Below are 26508 nucleotides of genomic sequence, written 5' to 3'. Positions count from 1 at the left end.
CCGCCGGGCGGCGCCCAGGCCGGAGCATGCCAGCCGGCCTGGGCCCGTTGCTCAGACGAGGTCGAACCGGTCGAGGTTCATGACCTTGTCCCACGCCCGGACGAAGTCCTTCACGAACTTCTCCTTCGCGTCGTCGCTCGCATAGACCTCGGCGAGCGCGCGCAGCTCCGAGTTCGAACCGAAGACGAGGTCGGATCGGGTTCCGGTCCACTTGACCTCGCCCGTGGTGGCGTCCCGCCCCTCGAAGGTGCTCTGGTCCTCGGACGTCGCCTGCCATGTGGTGCCCAGGTCCAGCAGGTTGACGAAGAAGTCGTTGGTCAACGTCCCCGGGGCAGTGGTGAGGACTCCATGGGCCGAGCCCTGGTGGTTCGCGTCCAACACCCGAAGGCCGCCGACCAGGACGGTCATCTCGGGTGCGCTCAGAGTCAACAGGTTCGCACGGTCCACCAACAGGTACTCCGCCGGGAGCCGGTTGCCCTTCCCGAGGTAGTTGCGGAACCCGTCGGCGGTCGGCTCCAGGGCCGCGAAGGACTCCGTGTCCGTCTGCTCCTGCGAGGCGTCCACGCGTCCCGGAGCGAAGGGGACTTCGACGTCGAAGCCCGCCGCCTTGGCGGCGCTCTCCACTGCCGCCGCCCCGGCGAGCACGATCAGGTCCGCGAGGGAGATCTGCCTGCCGCCGCCCTGCGCGGCGTTGAACGACGTCTGCACGCCCTCCAGGACGCGCAGGACCGAGGCCAGCCGATCGGGGTCGTTGGCCTCCCAGCCGCTCTGTGGCTGCAGGCGGATGCGCGCGCCGTTGGCCCCACCGCGTTTGTCGCTGCCGCGGAAGGAGGAGGCGGAGGCCCAGGCGGTGAACACGAGGTCGGACACCGACAGGCCCGAGGCGAGGACCTGCTCCTTGAGTGCGCGGACGTCCTCGGCGGTTACGAGCTCCGCCGCCACCGGGGGCAGCGGGTCCTGCCAGAGCAGGGTCTCGGACGGCACCTCGGGGCCGAGGTAGCGCACGACCGGGCCCATGTCGCGGTGGGTCAGCTTGAACCAGGCGCGCGCGAACGCGTCGGCGAACTCGGACGGGTTCGCCAGGAACCGCCGCGAGATCTCCTCGTAGGCAGGGTCGACCCTCAGGGCGAGGTCAGTGGTGAGCATCGTCGGGGCATGGCTCTTGGAGGAGTCGTGGGCATCGGGTACGGTGCCGGCTCCCGCGCCGTCCTTCGGCCGCCACTGGTGTGCTCCGGCCGGGCTCTTGAACAGTTCCCACTCGTAGCCGAACAGGATCTCAAGGAAGCTGTTGTCCCAGGTCACCGGGGTGTTCGTCCAGATTCCCTCCAGGCCGCTGGTGATCGTGTCACCCCCCTTGCCGGTGCGATAGGTGTTCTTCCAACCCAGCCCCTGCTCCGCGAGCGTGGCGGCCTCCGGGTCGGGGCCGACGCTGTCCGCGGGACCTGCGCCGTGGGTCTTGCCGAAGGTGTGGCCGCCCGCGATCAGGGCGACGGTCTCCTCGTCGTTCATCGCCATCCGGCGGAACGTCTCGCGGATGTCCCGGGCCGCTGCATGCGGGTCCGGGGTGCCGTTCGGTCCTTCGGGGTTGACGTAGATGAGGCCCATCTGCACCGCACCGAGGGGGTTCTCCAACTCCCGGTCGCCGGTGTAGCGCTCGTCGCCGAGCCAGGTGGTCTCGGGGCCCCAGTAGACGTCCTCGTCGGGTTCCCAGACGTCCGCGCGCCCGCCGCCGAAGCCGAAGGTCTCGAAGCCCATGGTCTCCAGGGCGACGTTGCCGGCGAGGATCATCAGGTCGGCCCAGGAGAGGTTCTGGCCGTACTTCTTCTTGACCGGCCACAGCAGGCGGCGCGCCTTGTCGAGGTTCGCATTGTCCGGCCAGCTGTTGAGCGGGGCGAAGCGCTGCTGACCTGCCCCGGCTCCGCCGCGACCGTCGCTGATCCGGTAGGTGCCCGCGCTGTGCCAGGCCATGCGGATGATGAACGGACCGTAGTGGCCGAAGTCGGCCGGCCACCAGTCCTGCGAGGTCGTCAGGGCTTGGGCGATGTCCTCCTTCACCGTGGGGAGGTCCAGGGTGGAGAAGGCCGCGGCGTAGTCGAACTCCTCGCCGAGGGGGTTGGCCACGGCGGGGTCCTTGGCGAGGATCCGCAGGTTGAGCCGCTCCGGCCACCACTGGCGGTTTCCGCCGCCCTGTGTCGGATGTGGAGCGCGCCCGTGCGGGACCGGACAGCCACCTCCGCTCTCCGCCTTCGCGTCTACGACGACTGCATCATGGTTCTCAGACATGGGAATCCTTCCGGACCGGACGGGTCATGGTTGTGCTGAGACCGGGGGAGGAACGAGTGGGGGGTTGGGCTGCTCGGGGACGAGAGCCGGCTCCGCCGACGGGACGTCGGGGCCTTGGGGGCGGCCGGTAACCCGATGGCCGACCGGGTAACTCCCTCCTGGCTGGTCCCTCACGTCTCGGTCTCCTGCCGTACTGGAGTCTTCCTGTCACTTGGCTATCTATGAAACCGATCCTACGATGGACAAAATCCAAGTCAAGAAGAACGCCAAGCCCTGTCCGATCGGATCCTGGTTCTTCGCCGGTGGACTTCGGGGGTCCTGCCGAATCTGAAGAGGTGACCCAGATGAGTGACCTGCTGGAGCGACTACGCGGACGCGGCTGGCGGATGACCTCCCAGCGGCGGGTCGTTGCGGAGGTCCTGGACGGCGACCACGTGCACCTGACGGCAGACGAGGTGCACGCCCTCGCGGTGCAGCGACTTCCGGAGATCTCCCGGGCGACGGTCTACAACGCACTCGGGGAACTGGTCTCCCTCGGCGAGGTCGTGGAGGTCTGTACGGTCGGCCGGGCCAAGCGCTACGACCCCAATGCGCACCGCCCCCACCACCACCTGGTCTGCTGCGGTTGCGGTCTCATCCGCGATGTCCATCCGACCGAAGATCCCTTGGGGGGCCTGCCCGTGGAGGGGCGTTTCGGCTTCGTGGTCTCCGCGGCCGAAGTCACCTATCGCGGGCTCTGCCCAGCCTGCGCCTGATCGCTCCGCGGCGGGGGTGAATCGCGTCTCATCCTGGTGGTGCGGCTTGTTTATGCAACGAGTTGCATATGAGGATCGAGGCATGGCGCTCGAACACGCGATCCTCGTTTCCCTGCTGGAGAAGCCAGGGTCCGGGTATGAGTTGGCACGGCGGTTCGAGCGGTCCATCGGGTACTTCTGGACCGCCACGCACCAGCAGATCTACCGGGTCCTCAAACGCATGGAGGGCGAGGGCCTTCTCCTCCTGTGGGAGGTGCCGCAACCCGGCCGACCATACAAGAAGGAATACTCCGTCGCCGGTTCCGGCCGCGCGTCCCTCTCCCGATGGCTGCACGAGCCGATCGAACCGGAAAGCCCGCGCCACGACCTCGCCGTCACGATCCGCGGCGCGGCCTTCGATGACCGGGCGGACCTGATCCACGAGGTCGAACGGCACCGTCAGGAGCACACCGGCCGCTCGTCGCACTACCTCGCGGGCCAACAGCGCGACTTCACCGGGAACGAAGCCCGTGCTCCGCTGGACGTGGGTCCGAAACCGCAAACACGTCGTGCTGCGTGGCGGTATCGCCTACGAGCGCATGACGATCGCCTGGCTGGATGACGTCCTTACCACCTTGCACCGGCTCGCCCCGGGGCTACCGCCCGACTGAGCCTCGCCGCTCCTCCCTGCCTGACCAGAGCCACTGCCGCGACCCCGACCCGATCCCGGAAGGTGAACCCCCTTGACCGACACCCTGTTGTTCAACCCGCACACCTATGACCCGGCGCATTTCGACGCCGAGACCCGCAGGCTGCTGAGGGCCACCGTCGACTGGTTCGAAGAGCGCGGCAAGCGCAGGCTGATCGAGGACTACCGCACCCGCGCCTGGCTGGGTGACTTCCTCGCGTTCGCCGCCAAGGAGGACCTGTTCGCCACCTTCCTCACTCCGGCCGCCGTGACGGAGGAACCGGACCGCCGCTGGGACACCGCCCGGATCGCCGCGCTCAACGAGATCTTCGGGTTCTACGGCCTCGACTACTGGTACGCGTGGCAGGTGACCATTCTCGGGCTTGGCCCGATCTGGCAGAGCGAGAACGCCGATGCCCGTACCCGCGCCGCCGAACTCCTCGCGCAGGGTGAGGTGTTCGCCTTCGGGCTGTCGGAGAAGTCCCATGGCGCCGACATCTACTCCACCGACATGTTGCTGGAGCCCGACGGTGACGGCGGGTTCAGGGCGAGCGGCTCCAAGTACTACATCGGCAACGGCAACGCCGCTCGCTTCGTCTCGGTGTTCGGCCGCCGCAGCGATGTCGAAGGCCCCGAAGGCTACGTCTTCTTCGCCGCCGACAGCCAGCACGCGGCGTACCACCTGATCCAGAACGTCGTGGACTCCTCCAAGTACGTCAGCGAGTTCCGACTGGAGAGCTACCCGGTGGCCGCCGATGACGTACTGCATACCGGCCGGGCCGCCTTCGACGCGGCCCTCAACACCGTCAACGTCGGTAAGTTCAACCTCTGCACCGCCTCCATCGGCATCTGCGAGCATGCGATGTACGAGGCCGTCACCCATGCCCACAACCGCGTCCTCTACGGCCGCCCCGTCACCGCCTTCCCCCATGTGCGACGGGAGTTGTCCGACGCCTACGTCCGCCTCGTCGGCATGAAGCTGTTCAGTGACCGCGCCGTCGACTACTTCCGCTGCGCCGGACCCGAGGACCGCCGCTACCTGCTGTTCAATCCCATGACGAAGATGAAGGTGACCACGGAAGGCGAGAAGGTCATCGATCTGTTGTGGGACGTCATCGCGGCCAAGGGCTTCGAGAAGGACACCTACTTCGCCCAAGCCGCCGTCGAGATCCGGGGACTGCCCAAGCTGGAGGGCACGGTCCACGTCAACCTCGCGCTCATCTTGAAGTTCATGCGCAACCACCTCCTGGCGCCGGTCGACTTCCCCCCGGTGCCGACCCGCCGCGACGCGGCCGACGACGACTTCCTGTTCCGTCAAGGGCCGGCTCGGGGCCTGGGCTCGGTGCGCTTCCACGACTGGCGTGCCGCCTACGACGAGTACGCGACCGTGCCGAATGTCGCCCGCTTCCGCGAACAGGCAGACGCTCTGTGTGAGTTCGTGGCCACCTCAGCTCCCGATGAGGAGCAGAGCCGCGACCTCGACCTGCTCCTCGCCGTCGGCCAACTGTTCGCGCTCGTCGTCCACGGCCAGCTGATCCTGGAGCAGGCCCACCTGACCGGCCTCGACGAGGACCTGATCGACGAACTCTTCGCCGTGTTGGTGCGCGACTTCTCGGCCCATGCCGTCGAGCTGCACGGCAAGGACTCCGCCACCGAGCAGCAGCAGAGCTGGGCGCTCGGCGCGGTCCGTCGCCCGCTGGTCGACGGTGCCCGCTCGGCCCGGGTCTGGGAGCGGGTCCAGGCCCTCTGCGGCACCTACGAGATGGCACCCTGACCGCGCGGACAAGGAGGTTGTGGGCCGCTCATGCGCAGCGCGCGGCCCACGACCGTCGCTCGGTCGTGGATCGTGTCAGGTCCCCGAGCCCAGGTGGTGGGTCAGGCAGCGGTGCTCGGCTCGGGCGGCCGGCAGGGCCGCGAGGGCCATGGCGCCCAGTACTGCGCCACCACCGAGGAGGAACAGATGCAGGCTGTCGGGTCCGGTCGCGATGCCCGCGCCCACACCGCTGGCCCGGCCCTCGTAGTCGATCACCCAGTGGGCCAACGGGACGCCGAGTGCGATCGCGGCGAGCGCGGCGGTCAAGACGGTGCATCCGACGGCGGTGACGGTCAGTGCGGTGGTCTGCCGGGGGGAGAGTCCCATCGCCTTGAGCGGCAGTAGGTCGCGTTCCCCCTCGCGGACGATCGTGCCGATCGCCGTCGACACCTCGGTCAAACCGATGAGCGCGAGCACCACGATCAGTCCGGCCACCACGGCCCGCAGTGCGGCCAGCCGGTCGCCGGAGTCGGCGACCTCGTGGATGTCGAGCCGCCCCTCAGCGGCCACGAGTAGTTCCGCACGGACCGAGTGGGCATCGGATCCCGGGCGTAGCCGCAGGTGGTAGAGGCTCGGCTGGAGCGAGGGGTCGTTCTCCCGGAGGGTGTCCAGCGAGGTGGAGATGGTCCGGCCACCGCTCTCCGGCTCCAGGTTGCGGCCGACGATGTGCAGGACCTGTGGGTGACCGCCGACGGTGAGCCTGACCCAGTCGCCGACCCCGACCCGGAGCAGGTCGAGGAGTCCCTGTCCGGCCACCGCCTCGTCCGTCCCGGAGGCAGGCCGTCCCTCCACCACGGAGTACGGGTAGGGGTCCTGACGGCTCCCGAGGCCGCGCAGGGTGATGGTGCCGGTCTGGCCGGGCACCAGCGCGGCCACCTCCAGACCGCGGTGCACGGCGAGTACGTCGGGGCTTGTCTGGAGCAGCGAGCGCGCTTCCCGGTCGCCGACGCCTTCCGCGGGGCGGGCCGTGAGCGCTGCGGACAGCCCCACCTGTTGGGGGCGGGAGTCAAAGCGTTCGATGGTCGCCCAAGCACCGAGGGCCACGCTGATGAGCAGCAGGGGGAGGGTGAGCCGGGCGAGGGTGGCAACCTTGTGGCGCGTGCGGCTGAAGGCGCGGTGCCAGCCGAGTACCAGGGCGGGTGGCGCGCCTGGGACCGTCAGCGCACGGCGGACCGGTGCGGACAGGCCGCGGCCGGGCGGGAGGACGGCTGATCCGGCGGGTACGGGCGGCACGCGCCCGGCTCGCCAGGCGGCGAGTGCGGTGGCCGTGCCGATGAGGAGGACGACGGAAGCCGGTATTGCGAGCAGGGCCGCGGTGTGGCCGGGCAGTCCCCGCCAGACTTCGACGGCGTCGCCGAGCGGCCCGGGGATCGCGCTGCCGAGCTCCTCGGTGAGGACCAGGGCCAGTGCCGCGCCGAGGACCGCGTAGGCCAGGTGTTGCGCGAGGAAGAGCCGCACGACCTGGCCCGGGGTGAAACCGATGGCCTTCAGGACGGATATGTCGGGCAGGTGGCCGCGGACGCGGCTGCTGATGGCGCCGAAGACCGCCAGCGAGGCCGCCGCCAGCGCGCCCAGGCCGAACAGGACCAGTACCTGCCCGAGGAGACGGTTGTCGCCCTGTGCTTCGGTACGGGCCTGCTGCCAGTGAGTGACCTCGGTGACGGCGCCCGCGCCCAGCACCGTGACCGCGCGTTGCACCGCGTACTCGGTGTCCTGCGGGTCGGCGAGCCGGAGCCCGGTGACCCGGCCGGTCCGTCCCGGGGTGTCGTGGACGGTTTGTGGCGGGGCCCAGACGGTGCCGGGGCGCTCACCCGGCCGATACGGGGCTTCCGCGGTCTTGGCGATGCCGAGCACGCTCAGCGCGCGGTCGCTGTCGCCGGGTAGGTCGAGGGTGTCCCCGGGCTCGGCGACCAGGGCCGCGGCCAGGGCGTCGTCGAGGACGACGCCGCGGGGCACCGACGGGTCTAGCCAGCGCCCCGAGACGAGGACCGGGCGTCCGACGGCAGGGCGCCGCTGCGTGCTGGCGCGCAGTTCCACGGCGGCACGGGCGCCGCGGGAGGCGAGGGTCGTGGCCACCGTGTCGTAGGGCCCGGCGATGGCGTCGATCGCGTCGATCCCGGCCAGCCGGTCCGGTTCGGCGGCGCGGCTGGTGTGGAGCCAGACGTGGGCTCCGTGTGAGCGGTTGAAGACCCGTTGCCAGGGGTTGGCCGCGTAGCCGAGTAGTGCGGTGGCAAGCAGCAGGGAAGCGACGACGCCCGCGGTGGCCGCGATCAGGAACAGCGCTTCGCCACGGTGGGTTTTGAGGTCGGCGTGCGCCCAGCGCAGCGTGGCCCGCACGAGGTCAGTCCTGGAGCTCTACGACACGGCCGGGACCACCCGGGGCCAGGGGGGTGTCCTGGGCGAGGTCGGTGTCGTCGGTGATGCGCCCGTCGAAGAAGCTGATCACTCGGTCGGCGGAGCTGGCCAGGCGGGCGTCGTGGGTGACCAGAACGATGCTCTGTCCTTCTTGGTGGAAGCGGGTGAGCAGCCGCATGAGCTCGCGGGTCCCCTTGCTGTCGAGGCTGCCGGCCGGTTCGTCCGCGAGGAGCAGGCTCGGCCGGTTGACCAGGGCGCGCGCCAGGGCGACTCGCTGCTGCTCACCACCGGAGAGTTCGGCGGGCATGCTTCGCGCCTTGTTGGTCAGGCCGAGTTCGGCGAGGAGCTGCTCGCGTGCGATGCGGGCCCGTTTGGCGGGGGTTCCGGCGAGCAGGGCGGGCAGCTCCACGTTGTCCGACACGCTCAGGTTGGAGACCAGGTTGAAGAACTGGAACACGATGCCGATGTGCCGCCGCCGCTCGATGGTCCAGCGTGCTTCGCTGTAGCCCTCGGTGGACTCGCCGTTGAGGAGGACAGCACCGTCGTCGGGGCGCTGCAGGCCTCCCAGGAGGTGCAGCAGGGTGGACTTGCCCGCCCCGGACGGTCCGGTGACGGCGACGAACTCGCCCCGTCGTACCAGCAGGTCGACGCCGCGGACGGCGTGCACGGGGCCGCCTTCGCCGTGGTGGGTCTTGGTCAGGTTCCGGGCGTGCAGCAGTGCGGGTGCGGCGGTGTGGCTCATCGCGGTTCCTCCGCACCTTCGAGCTCTTCTTGGCAGCGCTCCAGCCAGTCCAGGTCCGCCTGGAGATGGAGCATGGCGCCCTCGATGAGGAGGAGGGCAGTGCGGTTCTCCCGGTTCTCGCTGGCGGCGAGCTTGGAGAGGGTACGCATGGTCCTGAGGTACTCGCGTCGCTGTTTGTTGATGAGCCCGATCTGGTCGGCGATCCCGGTGCGTGGGGCGAGGGCGAGCTTCATGAAGAAGTCGTCCCGTACCCGCGGCTCGTCCGCGGTCTCCTCGAACCAGGTGCGCAAGGCCTCGCGCCCCGCGGCGGTCAGGTTGTAGATCTTCTTGTTGGGGCGGCTCGACTGGGTGACTTCCTCGCCCTCGATGAGCCCGGACTTCTCCAGCCGGCCCAGGGTGACGTAGATCTGGCCGACGTTGGGTTGAGGGTACGCGGACCCCAGGAGTTGCTCAAGGTCCTGCTTGAGTTCGTAACCGTGAGCGGGTCCGTCGGCGAGGAGAGCGAGGAGTTGCATGCGCACTCTGGTGCTCTCCTTAACGTCGCGATCCGGGATCGATGTGCTCTGCGCCCTAGTATCGCCCACTACCTAACGGGTATACATGCGGCTGACCTGACGAAGGCGTCGGGTGGTGGTGGCACAGGGAGGAACCTATGCGGTGGACGAGTGCCGCGGGTAGGGGGCTCTTGGTGCTCACCCTGCTGCTGATGGTGACGGTGGCTTCGAGCGCCACCGGCCAGTCGACGAGGGGGGCCGGGCGTGGGCCGGTCACCCTCGCCACCGCCGGTGACCTGACGGGATACCTCGGCCCGTTGCTGGACGGGTGGAACCGCGGGCGGCCCGACGAGCGGGTCAGGCTGGTGGAACTGCCCGACTCGGCCGACGAGACCCGGGCCCAGATGATCACCGACCTACGCTCCGGGCAGGGGCGTTTCGACGTCTTGAACATCGACGTGGCCTGGACTTCCGAGTTCGCCGCGGCCGGGTGGATCACCCCGTTGGAACGGCGCCGCTTCGAGCTGGAAGCCTTCCTCCCGCCGGTGGTGGAAACGGCCACCTACCGCGGGGGTCTCTACGCGGTGCCGTACGTCACCAACGCTGGGATGCTCTTCTACCGCAAGGACGTCCTGGACGCCGCTGGTGAATCCCCGCCTCGCACCTGGGCCGAGCTGGAGCGGCAGGCGAGGACCCTCGCCCCGGCCGCAGGGCTGGCGGGTTACGCCGGGCAGTTCCTGCCGTACGAGGGGCTCACCGTCAACGCCACGGAGGCCATCTACTCGGCGGGCGGGTCCGTGCTGCGGGAGGAGTCGGGACGGGTGGCCGTGGATTCGGCCGCCGCTCGCGCCGGAGTGGACTTCCTCGCCGGTGGGGTGCGCCGGGGGTGGATCCCGCGGGAGGCGCTGTCGTACACGGAGGAGGAGTCCCGGCAGGCCTTCCAGGACGGGCGCTTGCTGTTCCTGCGGAACTGGCCCTACGCCTGGGCCGGCGCCTCAAGCAGTGCGTCCAAGGTCGCCGGCCGGTTCGAGGCGGTCCCGCTGCCGGGGGCGACGGGAGCTGGGACGAGTGTGCTCGGCGGCTCGAACCTGGCCGTGAGTAGCCGGGCACGTCATCCGCAGACTGCCGCCGACCTCATCGCCTACCTCACGAGCGAGGGGGCTCAGCGCCGGGTGTTGACGCAGGGGGCGCTGCCGCCGGTGCGGGCGGACCTGTACGAGGACTCCGCGTTGGTGGCCCGGTACCCCTATCTGCCGGCGCTGCGCGAGAGCGTGCTGGCCTCCCGGCCGCGTCCCAAGAGCCGTCGGTACGAGCAGGTCAGCCTGGTCATTCAGGCTGCGATGCACGATGCGCTGGCGCAGCGGCAGACCCCGGCTGCCACGGTGCGCAGGTTGGGGCGCGAGTTGGACGCGGTGGCGCGCACAGGCTGAGCCCGTAGGACCGCGCCGGCAGGCGTTCTTGACCACGAGCCCGCTTCGGCGGGCTCTTTTAGTTAACCGTTAAGTACCTTACTTGTCTCCTCATGGAAATTATCTGCGGAGCAAATCACCACATAGTGGGGTAACTAGTCAGTGTTTATTACATCGACGTTGACAGGGCCTGAAGGGTGCTACCTAACATGCATGCATAACCGCTGGCTTTCGAACAGCGCGCACTCTTCACGTAGAAACAGGTCCACGGGTGATGCTCACAGCCCCGGCCAGCAACGGCCCCTCCCAGCGACTCACGCTCCCCTGGTGGCGCGACGCGGTGATCTACCAGGTGTACGTCCGGAGCTTCCTCGACAGCACCGGTGACGGGATCGGTGACCTCGCAGGGGTCCGTTCCGGTCTGCCCTACCTCAAGAAGCTGGGCGTGGACGGCATCTGGCTGAGCCCGTTCTACCCCTCCCCGCAGCACGACCACGGCTATGACGTCGCCGACTACACCGGGGTCGATCCGGTCTACGGTGACCTCGGCGAGTTCGCGCTGCTGGTGGGCGACGCACACCGGCTGGACATCAAGGTGCTGCTCGACATCGTCCCCAACCACTGCTCCAGCGAGCACCCCTGGTTCCAGCAGGCGCTCGCTGCCGGGCCCGGCAGCGAAGCTCGTTCCCGTTTCCACTTCGTTCCCGGTCGAGGCCCGGGCGGAGACCTCCCGCCGAACAACTGGCACGCGATGTTCGGCGGGCCGGCATGGAGCCGGGTGACCGAAGCCGACGGCACACCCGGCGAGTGGTACCTCCACATGTTCACCCCCGAGCAGCCGGACCTGAACTGGCGCAACCCGGCGGTCGGGGCCCTCTTCGACCAGGTCCTGCGGTGCTGGTTGGACCGGGGCGTGGACGGATTCCGCATCGATGTGGCCGCCGGGCTCTTCAAACACCCGGAACTGCCCGACTCCCCAGACCCCGAGGCCGACGCCCGAACCCGGGACTCGGTCAACCCACTGGCCTGGAACCAACCCGAAGTGCACCAGGTCTGGCGGCGCTGGCGGGAGGTGTGCGAGGAGTACACCGCCCTCGACGGCCGTGAGCGGCTCCTGGTCGGCGAGGTGTCCGTACCCACGGCGCGCGAACACGCCCTGTACGTACGCCCCGACGAGCTCCACCAGGCCTTCTTCTTCGACCTGCTGGGCGCGGCCTGGGACGCCTCGGCCTTCCGGACGGTGATCACCGATGCGCTGCGGGACATCGCCGGCACCGGGTCCAGCGTCACCTGGGTCCTCAACAACCACGACCAGGTCCGCACCGTCACCCGCTACGGGGAGTCCGACCCCAAGGGCAGCGGGCTCGGCGCCGCCCGCGCCCGCGCCGCCGCCCTCCTCATGCTGGCCCTACCCGGCGCCGCGTACGTCTACCAGGGCGAGGAGCTCGGGCTTCCGGAGGTAGTGGACCTACCAGACGAGGTCCTCACCGATCCGATCTTCCGGCGCACCGGAAGCCGTGCCCGGGTGCGCGACGGCTGCCGGGTCCCGTTGCCCTGGTCCGGCCACGCCTCACCGTTCGGGTTCAGTGCCGGGACTCAGGTGAAGCCCTGGCTCCCGCAGCCCGGATGGTTCGCCGAGCACGCCACCGATCGGGCGCTGGCCGATCCCCGTTCGTTCTGGCACCTCTACCGCGAGGGGCTCCAACTGCGGCGCGGTCTGCCCCAACTGGGCGAGGGCGCTCTGCGCTGGTTGGAGTCGCCGCCCCAGGTCCTGGCCTTCGAGCGCGGTGACGGTCTGATCTGTGCGGTCAACTTCGGCACCGAACCGGTGCCCGCCCCGGCAGCCGGCGCTCCGCTGCTGTCCAGCGGGACCTGCCCGGCCGGCACCCTGCCCGGCTCGACGGCCGCCTGGTGGGTCGTCGCTTCCGCCACCAACCCCCACGCCCGCCCCATCTCCTCGCAGTGATGACTCACCTCTCCCTGAAAGGCACGGCCTTGAACAGACGACGTACCACGACCGCATGCTGCTCGGCACTCACGCTCGCCCTGGCTCTGGGGGCCACCTCCTGTAGCGGTGAGCCGGCGGGTCCCGCCGAGGAGGGCGGCGCCCTGGCTGGGCAGACCGTCACCGTCGCCGGCGTCTGGTCTGGCGCCGAACAGAAGAACTTCCAGAAGGTACTGGACGCCTTCTCCGCGAAGACCGGCGCCCAGACGCGCTTCGTCTCCACCGGGGACAACGTCTCCACGGTCATCGGCAGCAAGATAGAGGGCGGCAACGCCCCCGACGTGGTGATGGTCCCGCAGGTGGGTGTTCTCCAACAGTTCGCCCGCCAGAATTGGCTGGCCCCGCTGTCCCCGGCCGTCCAGCAGTCCGTGCAGTCCAACTACGCACCGGTGTGGAAGAGCTACGGATCCGTCGAAGACACCTTGTACGGGCTCTACTTCAAGGCCTCCAACAAGTCCACCGTCTGGTACTCGCCGGCCGCTCTCGACCAGGCGGGCGTGCAACCGCCCAAGACCTTCAAGGAGATGCTCGCCGTCGCCGGCACCGTCGCGGACTCGGGGCTGAGTGCCTTCGCGGTGGCGGGTGAGGACGGCTGGACGCTCACGGACTGGTTCGAGAACGTCTACCTCTCCCAGGCCGGACCCCAGAAGTACGACCAACTCGCCCGGCACGAGATCAAATGGACCGACCCGAGCGTGGTGAACTGCCTGAAGACCCTCGGCGCGCTCTTCTCCGAGGACAGACTGCTGGCCGGCGGCCGCAACGGCGCCCTGGCCACCGACTTCCCCGGATCGGTCGAGAAGGTCTTCGGTCCCAAGGGCGAGGCGGGGCTGGTGTACGAGGGTGACTTCGTCGCCGGCGTGGCCCAGGGGGAGTTCAACCGCAAGATCGGTGAGGAAGCGATGTTCTTCCCGTTCCCGGCGGTGGACGGCGGCGCGGCCCCGGTGGTCAGTGGAGGCGACGCGGCCGTCGTCCTGAAGGAAGGCAAGAACCAGAAGGCCGCCATGGCGCTCCTTGAATTCCTCGCCACCCCGCAGGCGGCTGAGGTATGGGCGGCCGAAGGTGGTTTCCTCTCGCCCAACAAGGCGCTCGACCTCGCCGCGTACGGAGACGACACGCTCAGGGCGACCGCCAAGTCCCTGGTCGAGGCCGGGGACTCGGTCCGCTTCGACATGTCGGACCAAGCCCCGGCGGCGTTCGGCGGCACCAAGGGAGCGGGCGAGTGGAAGGTCCTCCAGGACTTCCTGCGTGACCCCTCGAACCCCGACGCCACCGCCGCCGCCCTGGAGACGGCCGCGGCCAAGGCCTACGGCACCGCGAACCAGGGCTGAGGCGGCCGACCGACATGACACAGGTCTCCGAAGCCGCCCGGCACCGCGACGCCCGTGCGCGTCGCAGTGCCGGGCGGCGCCGGCGAGTCATCGCCGTCGTCTTCGCCCTGCCCGCCCTGCTGCTGCTCGGGGCTCTGGTGGTGTACCCGGTACTGTTCTCGATCGGCCGCAGCTTCTTCGACGCCTCGGGCAGCCGGTTCGTCGGCCCGGACAACTACGTGGCGATGTTCCAGGACCCGGCCACCTTGCGGGCCGTCCGCAACAGCACGATCTGGGTGATCGTCGCACCCACCCTGCTGACCGGTCTGGGGTTGATCCTCGCCGTGCTCGTGGAGAAGATCCGGTGGGCTGCGGCGTTCAAGTTGTTGCTCTTCCTCCCCATGGCCGTTTCCTTTCTCGCCGCGGGCATCATCTTCCGCCTCGCCTACGACGCGGACCCGGACAGGGGAGTGCTCAACGCGGCGGTCGTCAGCATCCACGACGCCTTCCGTGAGGGCTCCGCCTTCCCGGACGCCCAGGCCAGGACGAGCGGCGGCGTCCGGGCCACGCCCGACGGCGGTTACGAGACCGTCGATCCGCTCACCCCCGGCGACACGGTGCTCCCGCTGGGCCTGGTGGGCATCAAGCCCGCGGACGTGACGGCCAAGGCCCGCCCGGCCGCCTCCGCCGTCACCGCCGGTGCCGCCCCCGGTGAACTCCGCGGCGTGGTCTACCTGGACTTCTCACCTGGCGGGGGCGGGCGCCCGGGCGTCGTTGACGCTACCGAGAGCGGCCTGCCGGGTCTGACCGTGGAGGTGGTGCAGGACGGCCGGGTGGTCGCCGCGACCACTACCGGACCGGACGGGCTGTACCGCTTCAAAAGCCTTGAAAAAGGCCAGAGTTACACCGTACGGCTGCCCGCCGACAACTTCGCGGCGCCCTTCACCGGGGTGTCCTGGCTCGGTCCGACGCTGGTGACCCCGGCCATCATCGGGGCCTACCTGTGGATCTGGGCGGGTTTCGCCATGGTGCTGATCGGTGCGGGCCTGTCCGCGCTGCCCCGGGACGCCCTGGAGGCCGCGCGGATCGACGGTGCGAACGAATGGCAGGTTTTCCGACGGATCACCGTGCCCCTGCTCGCCCCGGTCCTGACGGTCGTCTTCGTCACCCTGGTGATCAACGTGATGAAGGTCTTCGACCTGATCTACATCATCGCGCCGGGCCCGGTACAGCAGGACGCGACCGTCCTTGCCACGCAAATGTGGCTGGTGTCCTTCGGCGGTGGCAACGACCAGGGACTTGGAAGCGCGCTCGGAGTGCTCCTCCTCCTGCTCGTGGTGCCCGCGATGGTCTTCAACATCCGCCGATTCCGCAGGAGTCAGTCATGACCGCGACCGTGACCACCCCTCGCGAGGACCTGGCGGCATCCACACCGCAGGCGCACCCCGCTCATCGCGGTCGTCATCTGCGACGCTGGCTCGGCAACCGTCTCGTGCAGGCGTTCCTGTTGCTGGTGGGCCTGATCTGGATCACACCGGTGGCGGGTCTGCTGCTCTCCTCGCTCCGGTCGGCCGAAGCCAGCGCTTCGAGCGGGTGGTGGACCGTGCTGACCGACCCCGGCCAACTGTCTGTGGACAACTACGTCACGCTGCTGGGCAACGCCGGTATGACGCAGGCCTTCTGGAACACCGTGCTGATATCGGTGCCGGCCACAGCCCTGGTGGTGGTCATTGCCGCACTGGCCGGATACGCCTTCGCCTGGCTGGAGTTCCCCGGCCGGGACTGGCTCTTCCTCCTGGTGGTCGCCCTGCTGGTCGTACCGGTACAGGTCGGACTGCTCCCGGTGGCCAAACTCTTCGGTCAGCTGGGGCTGTTCGGCACCATTGCGGGCGTGGTGCTGTTCCACGTCGCGTACGGACTGCCCTTCGCCATCTTCCTGCTGCGCAACTACTTCGCCGAGATGCCGGCTGAAATGCTGGAGGCGGCTCGGATGGACGGTGGCAGTGAGTGGCGGATCTTCGTGCAGGTCATCCTCCCGATCGGGCGCCCGGCGATCGCGAGCCTGGCCATCTTCCAGTTCCTGTGGGTGTGGAACGACATGCTGGTGGCCCTGCTTTTCGCTGATTCCTCCGCCCAGCCACTGACCGTGGAACTTCAGTCCCAGGTACGCCAGTTCGGTAGCAACATCGACGTGTTGGCGCCGGGTGCGTTCCTCTCCCTGGTGGTGCCGGTAGTGGTGTTCCTGGTGTTCCAGCGGCACTTCGTCCAAGGAGTCATGGCCGGCTCGGTGAAATAGTCCGCGCCCGAGCGGACCGGCGGGTGCCACCGCTCGGGGCGCGGTGGCACTTCGCTCCTGCGGGCGGGCCTTCTCTGAGCCCCCGCCGAGCCCGGCGGAGCCGATTCGCCCCGGCCGGGGGCCTTCCCCGCCTCCTGGTGGACTTCCGGATCGGACCGGCATTCCGTTTTGTGTCATATCGGCTGGTTCGGCACTTTCTGTGCGGGTAGACCGTTAAAAGAGCGAGGGAGCACGCGCTCGGTGTGGACGCACATGGACAGGGCGCCAAGTCCGGGGCGAGCTCCCGGCCCACCCCTGCCGGTGGACCGTCCCAGCGTGACGGCTGATGGCGGACCTCCACCGAGGCAGGCACCCGCTCGCGTACCAGGAGGCCGCCATGGATCTCTGGCTGATCTGGCTGATCACCGCCGCGGTGCTGGCCGTGGCGGAACTCTTCACGCTCACCGCCGCACTGGGCCTGCTGGCGTGCGCCGCCCTGGTCACGGCCGGATCCGCCGCCCTCGGAGTGCCGCTGCCCCTGCAACTCGTGATCTTCACCGTAGTCGCCGCGCTCAGCGTCCTTTTCGTACGTCCTGTCGTGGTGCGCCGGTTCTCCCAGCCCCAGGCCCAGCGATTCGGCGTGGACGCGCTGATCGGCGAGACCGCCCGGGTGGTCTCGGAAGTCTCCGGCGTGGACGGCAGGGTACGCATCGGTGGTGAGGAATGGACCGCCCGCGCCTACGACGAGACGCTGGTGATCCCGGCCGGGGCGACGGTCGATGTCATCGAGATCAACGGAGCCACCGCACTCGTCTACCCACGGAAGTGAACCATGGAAGCTTCGGCGTTCCTCGTCGCTGGGGTGATCATCGCGCTCTTCGCCGTCTTCACCGTGGTACGGGCGGTGCGCATAGTGCCCCAGTCCCGTGCCCGTAACGTAGAGAGGCTGGGCCGGTACCACCGCACGCTGACGCCCGGGCTCAACGTCGTCATTCCGTACGTCGACCGGGTGTACCCGGTGATCGACCTGCGCGAGCAGGTGGTCTCCTTTAGGCCGCAACCAGTCATCACCGAGGACAACCTGGTCGTCGAGATCGACACCGTGGTGTACTTCCAGGTGACGGACCCGCGAGCGGCTGCTTACGAGATCGCCAACTACCTCCAGGCGGTCGAGCAGCTCACCGTCACCACCTTGCGCAACGTCGTGGGCTCGATGGACCTGGAGATGACCCTCACCTCGCGGGACACCATCAACAGCCAGCTCCGCGGCGTGCTCGACGAAGCCACCGGCAAATGGGGGCTGCGGGTCAACCGCGTGGAGATCAAGGCCATCGACCCCCCGCAGTCCATCAAGGACGCCATGGAGAAGCAGATGCGGGCCGAACGGGACAAGCGGGCCGCGATCCTCGGAGCCGAAGGACAGCGCCAGGCGCAGATACTCACCGCCGAGGGCGACAAGCAGTCGGCCGTCCTGCGGGCCGAGGGCAACCGCACGGCCGAGATCCTCAAGGCCGAGGGGCAGTCCCGGGCCATCGACGAGGTGTTCCAAGCCGTCCACCGCAACGACCCCGACCCCAAGCTGCTCGCCTACCAGTACCTCCAGGCGCTGCCGCAGCTGGCCCAGGGCCCGGGCAGCACCTTCTGGGTGATCCCCAGCGAGGTCACCTCCGCGATGCAAGGGGTGTCCCGCGCCTTCAGCGAGGTACTGCCGCAGTCGCCGGCCACCCGCGAGAAGTCCTCGGACGAGAAGGCCGCCCAGGCCGCGGACGACACCGCTCAGGCCGCCGAGGCAGCCGCCGAGGCCCTGGCCGACGCGGCCCAGGTGGACGCGGTAGCGCCGCGTGCCCTGCCGGGCGAGCGGGCCGACGGTGGCGGCACGGACACCAGCACGGGCTGAGGGCCCGCGATCCACCTCTGGGGGCCGGTGCCCGAGTGCTGGTCGCTCCGACGACCACTAGAACTCAAGGACCGCCCGGGGCCGTTGGCGACGGTCCTGGTCGGCGCCGGGGGGTGGGGGCGCGACTCTGCCCCCGCCCCGCATCCGGTTCCGCCTCCCTTCACCACCCTGGCATGGCGCCTGAGCCACCTCAGTGAACTGCACGCCCTCCGGGCCGACCGCGATCGGCAGCCGCGCGTTGACCCGCGAGCACTGGCACGGTCTCGCGGATGCCGCTGAGGCCGTCGCCGCCTTGGACGCCGGAGTCACCGCGCGGAGCACGGCCCTGCTCCGCGCGGACGACCGGGCCCTGGACACCGTGGGCCACAGCAGCTACCCGCACACCAGTGACCCGGAAGACCCGTTCACCGACGTCGTGCGACGGAGCAGAGGTCGCGCTCATGCGCGACCTGTTTCGCTCACGGCAGGCCTGACCTCCTCCGCCACCACGGCGTCCTTGGGTGTTCGGCCGAGCCCACGGATGGCAGGCACACAGAGCATGACGACCAGGCAGACCACGGCCATGGCGGAGGACAGGAGCAGGACCCGGTCGGCTCCGACGGCCTCGGCGGCAGGGCCCGCCAACGCCCGTCCCAGCGGAATGACCATGATGGAACCGGCCACGTCGTAGGCGGAGACCCGGCTCAGGACCGCCAGCGGGATGTGGGACTGCACGCTGGTCGCCCACATCACCCCCCAGAAGGCGAACCCGCAACCAGCCAGGACACCGGTGGCGGCCGTGGCCACGAAAGACCAACCGAGCGCGGGCGCCAGCGGGTTGAGGGCGAAGAAGAACATGGCGCAGGCACCCGCGACGAGTGGGCGACGGGGTCTGACCCGCATGCCGAGCAGCCCGCCGACGATGGTGCCGGCTCCGTCTGCGGAGGCGATCCAGCCGTACCCACTGGCTCCGTGCTGTTCGGTGATCAGCGCTGCGCCCAGGGGCAGGGCCGGCCCGAACACGAACAGACCGAACACGGCCCAGACCGCGATGACGCCCCACAGCCAGGAACGGGAACGGAACTCGTGCCACCCCGTGGCCAGCCTGCGCCACATCGGTTCGTCACTGTCGTCCCGCCGGGTGCTGAGTCCGCGCAGGGGCGCCAGCCCCAGCGCACTGAGCGCGTAGGCCGCCGCGATCACCAGGAAGGACCCCGCGACGTCCCAGTAGGCCACCAGCAGACCGGCCAGCCCGGGGCCGATCAGGGCACTCATCGCCTCGGAAATCCGCAGCAGGGCGTTGGCACGCTGGATGTCCTGGGCGACCTGCGGGACCAGGCTCGCCAGACCGGGTTGGAACATGGCCGTCGCGGCGCCGCTCAGCGCCATCAGCGCCATGACCTGCCACAGGCGCACTTCGGTGCCCACCAACAGTGCCGCAAGCGCGAGCATGGCCACCATGCGCACCAGGTCGGCGCCGACCATCATCACCTGGGGGGTGAACCGGTCGGCCAGGACCCCGCCGAAGAGCACCAGCAGGGCGATCGGCGCCATCCAGGCGGCCAGGGCGTACCCGACACCACTGGCCCCATAGCCCGCCCCCAGCACCGCGGTGGTGAGCGAGACCATCAGCATGCCGTCAGCCAACAGCGAGGTGCTGCGCGCGGTGAAGAACAGGCGGAAGCGTCTCGACCGCCACGGGCTGGGAAGCGTGTCGTGCCCCGCCGGGACGGAAACCTCATTGGTCGTCATGTCACATCTGCCGGTCCCGGCCGGTCCCTTCCATGAGTATGTGCTGCCCGAACCAGGCGTCGCTCCGCCGGGTCTGCGCCGGCGGTTCCTGGACCATCACGTACCAGCGGGGCGCGAGGAGCCCGGGCTGGCCGGGAAGTGCTTCCATCAGTGCGGCATGCGCCCCCGCCGGGGTCAGCCGACGGTCGCCGGTGGCGATGAACGCCGTGAGGCCCGTACCGGATGGCCCGCCGGTGGCCGGACCTTCCGTGGTGACATGGACGGGAAGCCCTCCCAGGACCCGGCGCAGGACCGCGGCCACTGCGGGGGGTGAGGTCCAGCAGCCGTCCACCTGCTGCCAGTAGGGGCCGCGTTCGACTGGTCGGATCCCGCTCACCTCCGTGAGCGAGGTGGACGGCACGTCGTCCGCGCCGGCTGCCTCCAGGAGCCTCACCAGACCGGTGAGGAGGTCTTCCGCCTCCTGCCGGCTGAACAGTGCGGGGTCGGCCCACATCCCGAGGTGGAGTTGCGGATCCGTCTGGTAGACGAAGACGAGAACACGGGTGGGCAGCACCTGTTCCGGTCCCCAGGACAGGTCCAGTTCCGCAGCCGCGGCTCCCGGTGGCGCGGCCGTGGTGGTCAGGGATGCCGGCAGTGTGCTCACGTCGTTGAAGACGACGTCGCGAGCGAAGTGGCTACCGCGTTCGAAGGTGACCCGACCGATCATCTCCCACAGGGCGAGGGCGTCGAACCTGCTGTGACGGTAGGCGTTGAGAGCGGCTCCCCATGCTTTGCTCAGGAGCGCGTCGAAGGACGGCACGCCAACGTCGAGACAGAGCAACGCGTCTTGGGAGACGGTGTTCACCGAACGGGCTAGCTGGGGCAGGAACCGGTTGGAGGTGGGCACGGCGAGGACGCAGCTGCTCTGGCCCGCTCGGTGGGCCAGGAGCGCGCACCAGGCCGTCAGCAGCACCGTGTTCGGGAGGGCTCCCGTGCGCTGGGCCACGAGGGTCAGGGCTCGGGAGCCCCGTTGCGAGCGGAGCGTCAGCTGGGGTTGCCGGGAGTCGGTGCCGGTGGCGCGCGGCTCCGCGAACATCGCCTGAGGACCGGTGCGGATGATCCGTTCCCAGTGAGCCACGGCGGCCTTGGCCCTGCGCACACCGGCCGGTGTTGCTTCTTCGGCAGCCAGGTCCAGCGGTGTGAGGGCGGTCAGGGGCGGGAGCGTCTCGCCGGCCAGCAGGCTGAGCCATTCCTCCCTCAGGACGGTGAGGGCACTGCCGTCCGTCACGGCATGGCTGGAGGCCATGGCTACGAACACCGGTGTACCGCCCAGGCAGACGAAGGAGATCCGCAGGGGGAACTCCCGGTCGAGACGGAAGCGGCCGGCGCGGGCCTGGCGGGCTATTGCCTCGGCGTAGTCGGCAACCTCCTGGGGGAGGAGTTCGTGGTCGAGTACGGTGACGGTGAACTCGCCTTCAGCTGAGGCAACTTGCTCGCGCGGGGCGGTGTCCGACGGAGTGGGGAAGGTGGTGCGCAGGGCTTCGTGGCGCACCACCAGCGTGTGAAGGGCCTCGATCGCCGCGTCGAGTCCGGTACCCGCGGGGACCGGCCACACGGCGTGGTTGTTGATGTGCGTGGGGTCGTCCCGCAGGATGCAGCGGATCATGTTGGCCTGCCCCATCGTGACGGGGCCCCGGCGCGCGGCGCCGCCGGCGTAGGCGACGGTGATGGTGCGGGTGGTCATGGTTTCCACGGCAGCCCCAGGTCCCGACTGTTCCGGCTCAGGACTTCCCAGACGTCGACCAAATGGGCGAAGTCCTCCATGTCCCGTACGGCTTGATCGAGCAGTTCACCGCGGCGGACCCCGAGGGCGTCCGCCGCCGCCCCGTACCGGCCGCCCAGTTTGCGGTAGCAGTGTTGGAGCACGTCGAGCCGTTCCGCGTTCGCTCCCCGGTCCAGGCGCGTGCTGTCTCGTACCAGGTCGGCGATGGCCGACGGGCGGATGCGGCCCTCGTCGTCGGTGATGGCCGGGCTGGCCGCCGTCAGCCGGGTGTGGATCCAGTGGAAGTAGGGGGCGGACAGCAGAAACTTCGCAAACCGCAGCTGGTAGGCAAGGAAGCCGGCCTCGGTGCGGCGTTCGCCCGTGTAGTAGTTGACGATGTGACGGTTGTGCACGACGCCCGGCAACTGGGCGTCGTGGACGAGGTGGATCAGGAAGTAGTCGCTGCCGATGGTGTCGGTGGCGGGCGGCAGCGGAACCCGCCCGTACACCTCCCGGTCGAAGCTGATGTTGCACATGTCCACACGCATGGGGTTGACGCGGCTGAGCGTGGTGCGATCACCCGTGAAGGGGGCGCTACCGGCGCCACGGAAGGACTCCTGGATCAGGTTCTTGCGCCAGATCTCCGGGTAGCCGGCGGGGACCGCGAGGCCGACGACCTCCTGGTAGATGTCGGGATCGAGGTCACGGATCTCCGCGACGTCCACGGACATCTCACCGACGAAGGAGCCGCCGACCAGCGCCACCGGCCACTTGGCGTACGCGGGGTCGAGCCGGCTCCGTGACACTCCATCGGCCACCTCGGTCGCCGGGCGGCCCAGGGCGCCGAGCTCGTGGTGGAGGGGGAAGACCGGTTCACCGTGCAGGAACTGGTAGCGGCTGTCGGAGTCCCGGCGGTGCACCGAGGTGCATCCCAGGGCCTCCGCGAAGAGGAAGGCACGGTTGGTACAGGCGCCGTAGGACACGTGCGGCGGCAGCATCAAGGTCAGCAACCTCTGCGACGCCGCGGTGCCGGAGCGATCGATCACTTCGGTCAGGAAGTCCTGTTGTGCCCGCTCGTCGAGGTGGTGGACGATCACTTCGGGCACCGGCGGCAGGGCGTTCACGGCAACCTGGTGGGCGGCGAACACCTCGGCGTCCGAGGAGTCCAGGATCAGCAGGTGCACCTCGGCGTCGAAGTGGCGGGCGCCGTAGGCGGCCTCCTCCCCGAGGGCTGCGATGGTGTCGCTACAGGCTCGATTGGTGGGCAGGGTCAGGCAGATGCGGCGCACGAGTGTTCTCCGCTCTGACCAACGGAGGTGCCCCCCGCGCCGGTGGACCCGGGAGTTTTCTGGTCCGTCCAGGAGGCCAGCCCCAGCAACCGGCGCCCGAGTTCGCTGAGTTCGGCCGTGGGGTATCGCTTGGACTCGTGCAGCACAGGGTCGCCGACCAGCGTGCGATTCCAGCGCGGAGTGCGCAGGTGCCGCCAGGATTCGACGCGGGACTGCCTGAGCCTGTCGTGCCCCTCCAGTGCCGGCATCATCGACAGGTACTGGACCGCCCGTACGCCGTCCTTGGAGGAGTTGCGTGCCACACCGTGGGCGAGGAGGCCGTTCCATATCAACAGGTCGCCCGGGTGCAGCTCGGGTCGCACGACGGGGAACTGCGAACGGTCCACGGACGGCCTCAAGGGGTCCCGGTCTGCGGGCTCGTGCACCTTCCACTCCTCGAAGCCCCGGAAGAGTTCAGGGCAGCACTGGAACCCGCCTGTCTCCGGGCTGGTGTCGTTGAGGGCGATGATTGCCTGGACCCGCTGCGGCGGTACGCCGAGGGTGGTGTCGATGTCCCAGTGCAGCTCGATGTCAAAACCCCGTTCGGTGGGCTCGATCAAGGAGCGGTCACGGTTGCCCACGTTGGGCGGGTTGAGATTGAGCCGGTCGAGGGTGACCCACAGCTCTTCGCAGTCCCAGACGTCGACGAAGGCGTCGTAGACCCGCTGCGCCTGGCGACTGTCCCAGAGCAGTTGGTGGTGGTAGGCCTCGACGAAGCCGTAGATGTGGAGTTGCTGGTCCAACTCCGAGCGGAAGGGGCGGTCTTCGTACCAGCTCTCCGGCCGTGCCGGGTCGAGACCTTGGAAGTTCCAGGCGAAGTCCAGGAGGCGTCGCGCGTCCCGTGCCGGGATCGCTTCCCGCACGATGACGTAGCCGTAGGTCTGCCAGTGGGTGAAGTCCTCTTCGGACAGCACGCGCAGGGGTTGGGACTTCTTTAGTTCCCGCAAGGTGGTCTGCGCCAGGTAGGACTCGCCGTCGGCGCTGAAGTACGGCAACTGGCCCACCGCTCGGTGTAGATGGGGGCGGCGAGCGCGGTGTTGGGGAGCGGAGGCCTTCATGGAGTCCCTCCAGGTTCGGGTTCGTGGAACACGGTTCGACGGCGTGGCGGGAGCGCGGCATGACGGAGCCCGGGGGCCGCGCGGGCGGAAAGGGGGACGGGACACCCCTGGAGGGGAGCCGTGGTGGCGGCTGGTGGTGGGCGCTCTAACGGCGGGCCGGGCAGAGGTGGGGGCGGCGGCAAGCGACTCTCCTAGACCGGTGAACGACATGCTGCCTTGCCCCTGGTCCGGGTCGGCGAGCGCGCCGGCGGCACGAAGGGGTGACCAGTGTTGGTCAGGCACTGGCCACGCCCCAGCAGAATTGGTCCAGACCATGGCGGGTGTCAAGTGCCGTGTCGACATGTGGATGTGCGGCGGCCGGGTCCCGCCCCGCCGCGACGCAGATCCGTCCCCGGCGGTGGTGAGCTGGCGTGAGGCGCGGGGTCGCCCCCCGTCGATCCGATTGCGGGTGCCGGTGTCGTGGCGGGATGAGGCGGTTGCGGGAGGGCGCCGTGGGGCTGCGGGGGTGCCCCCAAGGGGCTGAAACCGTCGGCCGGGGCGCCCGACCGCACCGATCGTTTTGGTCTAGACAACAATCGAGAAGCTGGCTTAGGGTCCCCAATGTGCAGCTACGTCCGGTCCCTGACGGAACGCCAACCGGGCATCAGTGCTGCTCTGCGGTCAACGGCATTGACGCGCAGCGTCGTTCGCAAGGTCGCGAACCCGGTGCGGTGCATCGGCTCGCCCGTCAGCCGTCGCCGTCGACCGATCGCCACGCCGAGAGGGAGCGGTTTCCATGAGCACACCCAGCACCACGGCCCTGCCGAACGGTGCCCTGAAGGACCCCGGTGCGGGCCTGATCGCGCTGGACCCGGTACGCACCGCGCTGCTGCACGGCCTCGACAGCTTGCTCACCACGCTGGCGTACCGCCTGTCCGCTCCCGAAGTGGTGGGTCCGCCGCTGCTGTCGGTGGACGGACTGGCACGGCTCGACTACTTCCGGAACTTTCCCCACCTCGGCATCCCCGCCGGGCGATTCGCTCCCACCGCCTTCGACGGTTTGGCGGCCGGCGCCTCGCCCGGCGGCCTGACGCTGCAGCCCACCGGACACGTGCTGCCCTCGGCCACCTGCTACGGGCTACTGCTCTCCTTGGAAGGCCAGGATGTCGGCGAGGGCGGACTCCGCCTCTCCGCCACCGGCCGCTGCTTCCGCAACGAGACCCACTACGAGGGCCTGCGCCGCCTGTTGGGCTTCCACATGCGCGAGGTCCTCTACCTTGGCACCAAACAAGGTGCCGTTGAACACCTGGACCAAGGGGCCGACTTCATAACGGAGTTGGCGGAAGGGCTTGGCCTGTCGCTGACCCGGGCCGCAGCCGACGACCCGTTCTACGACAAGGGCGGATCCCGTGCCAGGCTGATGGCCCTGGACCCGGTCAAGTACGAGTTCAGCGCCCCTGACGGGACCGCCATCGCTTCCGTCAACCGGCACCGCAACTTCTTCGGTGAGCGTCTGGACATCCGCGCGGGCGCGCATGGTCCCGTCTACAGCTCCTGCGTCGCCTTCGGGGTCGAACGCTGGGTCCACGCGATGACCCTGGCCCACGGCACCCCCGAATTGGCCCTGGAAAGACTCCGAGCGGCTCAGAGCTGAGCTGCCCCCCGACTCAAGTCCGCTCCGCGACAGCCCCGTCACAGTAAGGAACGACTTCGCCCCATGGAACGCCTCATTGAGTGGCTCCACGAGAAGAACCCCGGACTCGACGGCCCGATCGACCTCGAAGAGGACCTCATCGAGGCCCGGCTGATCGACTCGATGGACTTCCTGGAGTTCATCGACCTCCTGGAGGACGTCTGCGGCAGCGACATCGACCTACAGGAAGTGACGATCGACGACTTCCGCACGCTCGGCCGTGTGGAGCGGCGGTTCCTGAGTCCGGGGACGGCTAGCCTGGAGGCGGCATCCGGATGACAGCCAGCACGTGAGCACTGCCTTGCCCTCGGATTCGAAGGACCCCGTCGTGGTGGCTTCGGTGGCCACCACGAAGGAGGTCCTGGCCCTGCCGGAGCTCCACGAGGGCCTGCTCGAACCCTGGGAGCGGGAAAGGCTGTCCAAGATCCGGCTGCCCGGGCGCCGAGATGACGTGCTGGCGTCGCGTCTGCTGCTGCGCCAGTGCATCGCCCGCGCGACGGGGCTGCCCCTGCGGGGCTCGGTTCCCGCCCAGTTCTGCACCGAGTGCGGGCAGCGAGGTCACGGCCGTCCGTACCTGCCCGACCACCCCGGACTGGGGGTCAGCCTGAGCCACGCCGAGGGTCTGGTGGCGGCGGCCGTCGGGCCGGGCGCGGTCGGCGTCGACGTGGAGCTCTTGACGCGCCGGCCCGCTCCCTGGTCCGCGCTTCACAGGGTTCTTCCGGAATCCGAACTGCGGCTGGCCGCAGCCCAGGCGGACCCCGAGGTGGCGATGCTGCGCCTGTGGGTGCGCAGGGAGGCCCGGGTGAAGGCGGGGGAGCAGGGGCTTCGGCTGTTGGAGTGGACCGATCACTACCGCAAGGCCGTGGTGGCGGTGGCCAGTTGCGTCCCGGTCGCCTCCGGCCGCTCGGTGTCCGATCACGGATGGCCCGCAACCCGGCCCTGATCGAACTTGCCTGAGGGCTGCCGGCCGTCG

The 26508-nt window shown here is 69.4% G+C and carries 20 protein-coding genes and 1 pseudogene; 13 read left to right on the top strand and 8 right to left on the bottom strand.

Going from position 1 to position 26508, the window contains the following annotated elements:
* Positions 1 to 51 precede the first annotated feature (51 nt).
* A complete protein-coding gene (katG, locus tag ACFYMC_RS09085) occupies positions 52 to 2283 on the bottom strand; it encodes a catalase/peroxidase HPI (protein WP_388521108.1) in 2232 nt (743 codons plus the stop codon).
* Between the two features lie 344 nt (positions 2284 to 2627).
* Here katG and ACFYMC_RS09080 point away from each other — a divergent pair, with 344 nt between their 5' ends.
* From ACFYMC_RS09080 to ACFYMC_RS09070, 3 genes and pseudogenes are all read left to right on the top strand, one after another.
* Complete coding sequence (locus ACFYMC_RS09080) at positions 2628 to 3038, top strand: Fur family transcriptional regulator (RefSeq protein ID WP_388521106.1); 411 nt, start codon at positions 2628 to 2630, stop codon at positions 3036 to 3038.
* Positions 3039 to 3120: 82 nt separating this feature from the next.
* Positions 3121 to 3688: pseudogene (locus tag ACFYMC_RS09075) on the top strand (PadR family transcriptional regulator).
* Positions 3689 to 3760: 72 nt separating this feature from the next.
* A complete protein-coding gene (locus ACFYMC_RS09070; RefSeq protein WP_388521103.1) occupies positions 3761 to 5479 on the top strand; it encodes an acyl-CoA dehydrogenase family protein in 1719 nt (572 codons plus the stop codon).
* 75 nt (positions 5480 to 5554) lie between these two features.
* On the opposite strand, the gene ACFYMC_RS09065 is transcribed toward ACFYMC_RS09070, so the two are convergent.
* The 3 genes from ACFYMC_RS09065 to ACFYMC_RS09055 are packed head-to-tail and all read right to left on the bottom strand — an operon-like array spanning position 5555 to position 9136.
* On the bottom strand, positions 5555 to 7855 hold the full coding sequence (locus tag ACFYMC_RS09065; protein WP_388521100.1) for an FtsX-like permease family protein: 2301 nt from the start codon (positions 7853 to 7855) through the stop codon (positions 5555 to 5557).
* Between the two features lie 4 nt (positions 7856 to 7859).
* On the bottom strand, positions 7860 to 8615 hold the full coding sequence (locus tag ACFYMC_RS09060; protein WP_388521097.1) for an ABC transporter ATP-binding protein: 756 nt from the start codon (positions 8613 to 8615) through the stop codon (positions 7860 to 7862).
* Entirely contained in the window at positions 8612 to 9136 is a 525-nt protein-coding gene (locus ACFYMC_RS09055; protein WP_388521094.1) for a PadR family transcriptional regulator, read from the bottom strand. The genes ACFYMC_RS09060 and ACFYMC_RS09055 overlap by 4 nt, the downstream gene beginning before the upstream one ends.
* A 131-nt stretch (positions 9137 to 9267) precedes the next feature.
* Between ACFYMC_RS09055 and ACFYMC_RS09050 the strand changes: the two genes are divergently transcribed.
* The 7 genes from ACFYMC_RS09050 to ACFYMC_RS09020 all read left to right on the top strand — a co-directional run bounded on the left by ACFYMC_RS09050 (position 9268) and on the right by ACFYMC_RS09020 (position 18005).
* Positions 9268 to 10539 carry an ABC transporter substrate-binding protein gene (locus ACFYMC_RS09050; protein WP_388521091.1) on the top strand — a complete coding sequence of 424 codons (1272 nt, stop codon included), beginning with the start codon at positions 9268 to 9270 and terminating at the stop codon, positions 10537 to 10539.
* Positions 10540 to 10792: 253 nt separating this feature from the next.
* On the top strand, positions 10793 to 12484 hold the full coding sequence (locus ACFYMC_RS09045; RefSeq protein WP_388521088.1) for a glycoside hydrolase family 13 protein: 1692 nt from the start codon (positions 10793 to 10795) through the stop codon (positions 12482 to 12484).
* Positions 12484 to 13854 (top strand): ABC transporter substrate-binding protein, encoded by a 1371-nt coding sequence (locus tag ACFYMC_RS09040; RefSeq protein WP_388521085.1) that lies wholly within the window; start codon positions 12484 to 12486, stop codon positions 13852 to 13854. The genes ACFYMC_RS09045 and ACFYMC_RS09040 overlap by 1 nt, the downstream gene beginning before the upstream one ends.
* Positions 13855 to 13868: 14 nt before the next feature.
* Positions 13869 to 15221: an ABC transporter permease subunit gene (locus ACFYMC_RS09035; RefSeq protein ID WP_388521082.1), complete on the top strand. Its 1353-nt coding sequence runs from the start codon at positions 13869 to 13871 to the stop codon at positions 15219 to 15221.
* Positions 15218 to 16129 (top strand): carbohydrate ABC transporter permease, encoded by a 912-nt coding sequence (locus ACFYMC_RS09030; RefSeq protein WP_388521079.1) that lies wholly within the window; start codon positions 15218 to 15220, stop codon positions 16127 to 16129. The genes ACFYMC_RS09035 and ACFYMC_RS09030 overlap by 4 nt, the downstream gene beginning before the upstream one ends.
* Positions 16130 to 16505: 376 nt before the next feature.
* Complete coding sequence (locus ACFYMC_RS09025; protein ID WP_388521077.1) at positions 16506 to 16937, top strand: NfeD family protein; 432 nt, start codon at positions 16506 to 16508, stop codon at positions 16935 to 16937.
* A gap of 3 nt (positions 16938 to 16940) precedes the next feature.
* Positions 16941 to 18005 carry an SPFH domain-containing protein gene (locus ACFYMC_RS09020; protein ID WP_388521074.1) on the top strand — a complete coding sequence of 355 codons (1065 nt, stop codon included), beginning with the start codon at positions 16941 to 16943 and terminating at the stop codon, positions 18003 to 18005.
* Positions 18006 to 18443: 438 nt separating this feature from the next.
* Here the strand turns inward: ACFYMC_RS09020 and ACFYMC_RS09015 are convergent, their stop codons facing one another.
* Genes ACFYMC_RS09015 through ACFYMC_RS09000 form a run of 4 tightly spaced genes read right to left on the bottom strand, consistent with a single transcriptional unit; the run spans position 18444 to position 23863 of the window.
* Positions 18444 to 19736 (bottom strand): MFS transporter, encoded by a 1293-nt coding sequence (locus ACFYMC_RS09015; RefSeq protein WP_388521071.1) that lies wholly within the window; start codon positions 19734 to 19736, stop codon positions 18444 to 18446.
* Between the two features lies 1 nt (position 19737).
* Positions 19738 to 21459 carry a condensation domain-containing protein gene (locus ACFYMC_RS09010; RefSeq protein WP_388521068.1) on the bottom strand — a complete coding sequence of 574 codons (1722 nt, stop codon included), beginning with the start codon at positions 21457 to 21459 and terminating at the stop codon, positions 19738 to 19740.
* Positions 21456 to 22766, bottom strand: a complete 1311-nt coding sequence (locus tag ACFYMC_RS09005; RefSeq protein WP_388521065.1) for a DUF6271 family protein — start codon at positions 22764 to 22766, stop codon at positions 21456 to 21458. The genes ACFYMC_RS09010 and ACFYMC_RS09005 overlap by 4 nt, the downstream gene beginning before the upstream one ends.
* On the bottom strand, positions 22748 to 23863 hold the full coding sequence (locus ACFYMC_RS09000; protein ID WP_388521062.1) for a phytanoyl-CoA dioxygenase family protein: 1116 nt from the start codon (positions 23861 to 23863) through the stop codon (positions 22748 to 22750). Before ACFYMC_RS09000 ends, ACFYMC_RS09005 begins: the two co-directional genes overlap by 19 nt.
* A gap of 775 nt (positions 23864 to 24638) precedes the next feature.
* Between ACFYMC_RS09000 and ACFYMC_RS08995 the strand changes: the two genes are divergently transcribed.
* From ACFYMC_RS08995 to ACFYMC_RS08985, 3 genes are all read left to right on the top strand, one after another.
* Positions 24639 to 25496, top strand: coding sequence for a hypothetical protein (locus tag ACFYMC_RS08995; RefSeq protein ID WP_388521059.1), 858 nt, complete (start codon positions 24639 to 24641; stop codon positions 25494 to 25496).
* A 63-nt stretch (positions 25497 to 25559) separates the two neighbouring features.
* Positions 25560 to 25814 carry an acyl carrier protein gene (locus tag ACFYMC_RS08990; protein ID WP_388521057.1) on the top strand — a complete coding sequence of 85 codons (255 nt, stop codon included), beginning with the start codon at positions 25560 to 25562 and terminating at the stop codon, positions 25812 to 25814.
* A gap of 10 nt (positions 25815 to 25824) precedes the next feature.
* Positions 25825 to 26478, top strand: a complete 654-nt coding sequence (locus ACFYMC_RS08985; RefSeq protein ID WP_388521054.1) for a 4'-phosphopantetheinyl transferase family protein — start codon at positions 25825 to 25827, stop codon at positions 26476 to 26478.
* The last annotated feature ends 30 nt before the right edge of the window (positions 26479 to 26508 follow it).

Source organism: Streptomyces sp. NPDC006879 (genome assembly GCF_042869595.1).
Taxonomy (GTDB): domain Bacteria; phylum Actinomycetota; class Actinomycetes; order Streptomycetales; family Streptomycetaceae; genus Streptomyces.
The sequence above is the reverse complement of the archived record's forward strand: the minus strand, read 5'-3'. Positions and strand labels throughout refer to the sequence as shown.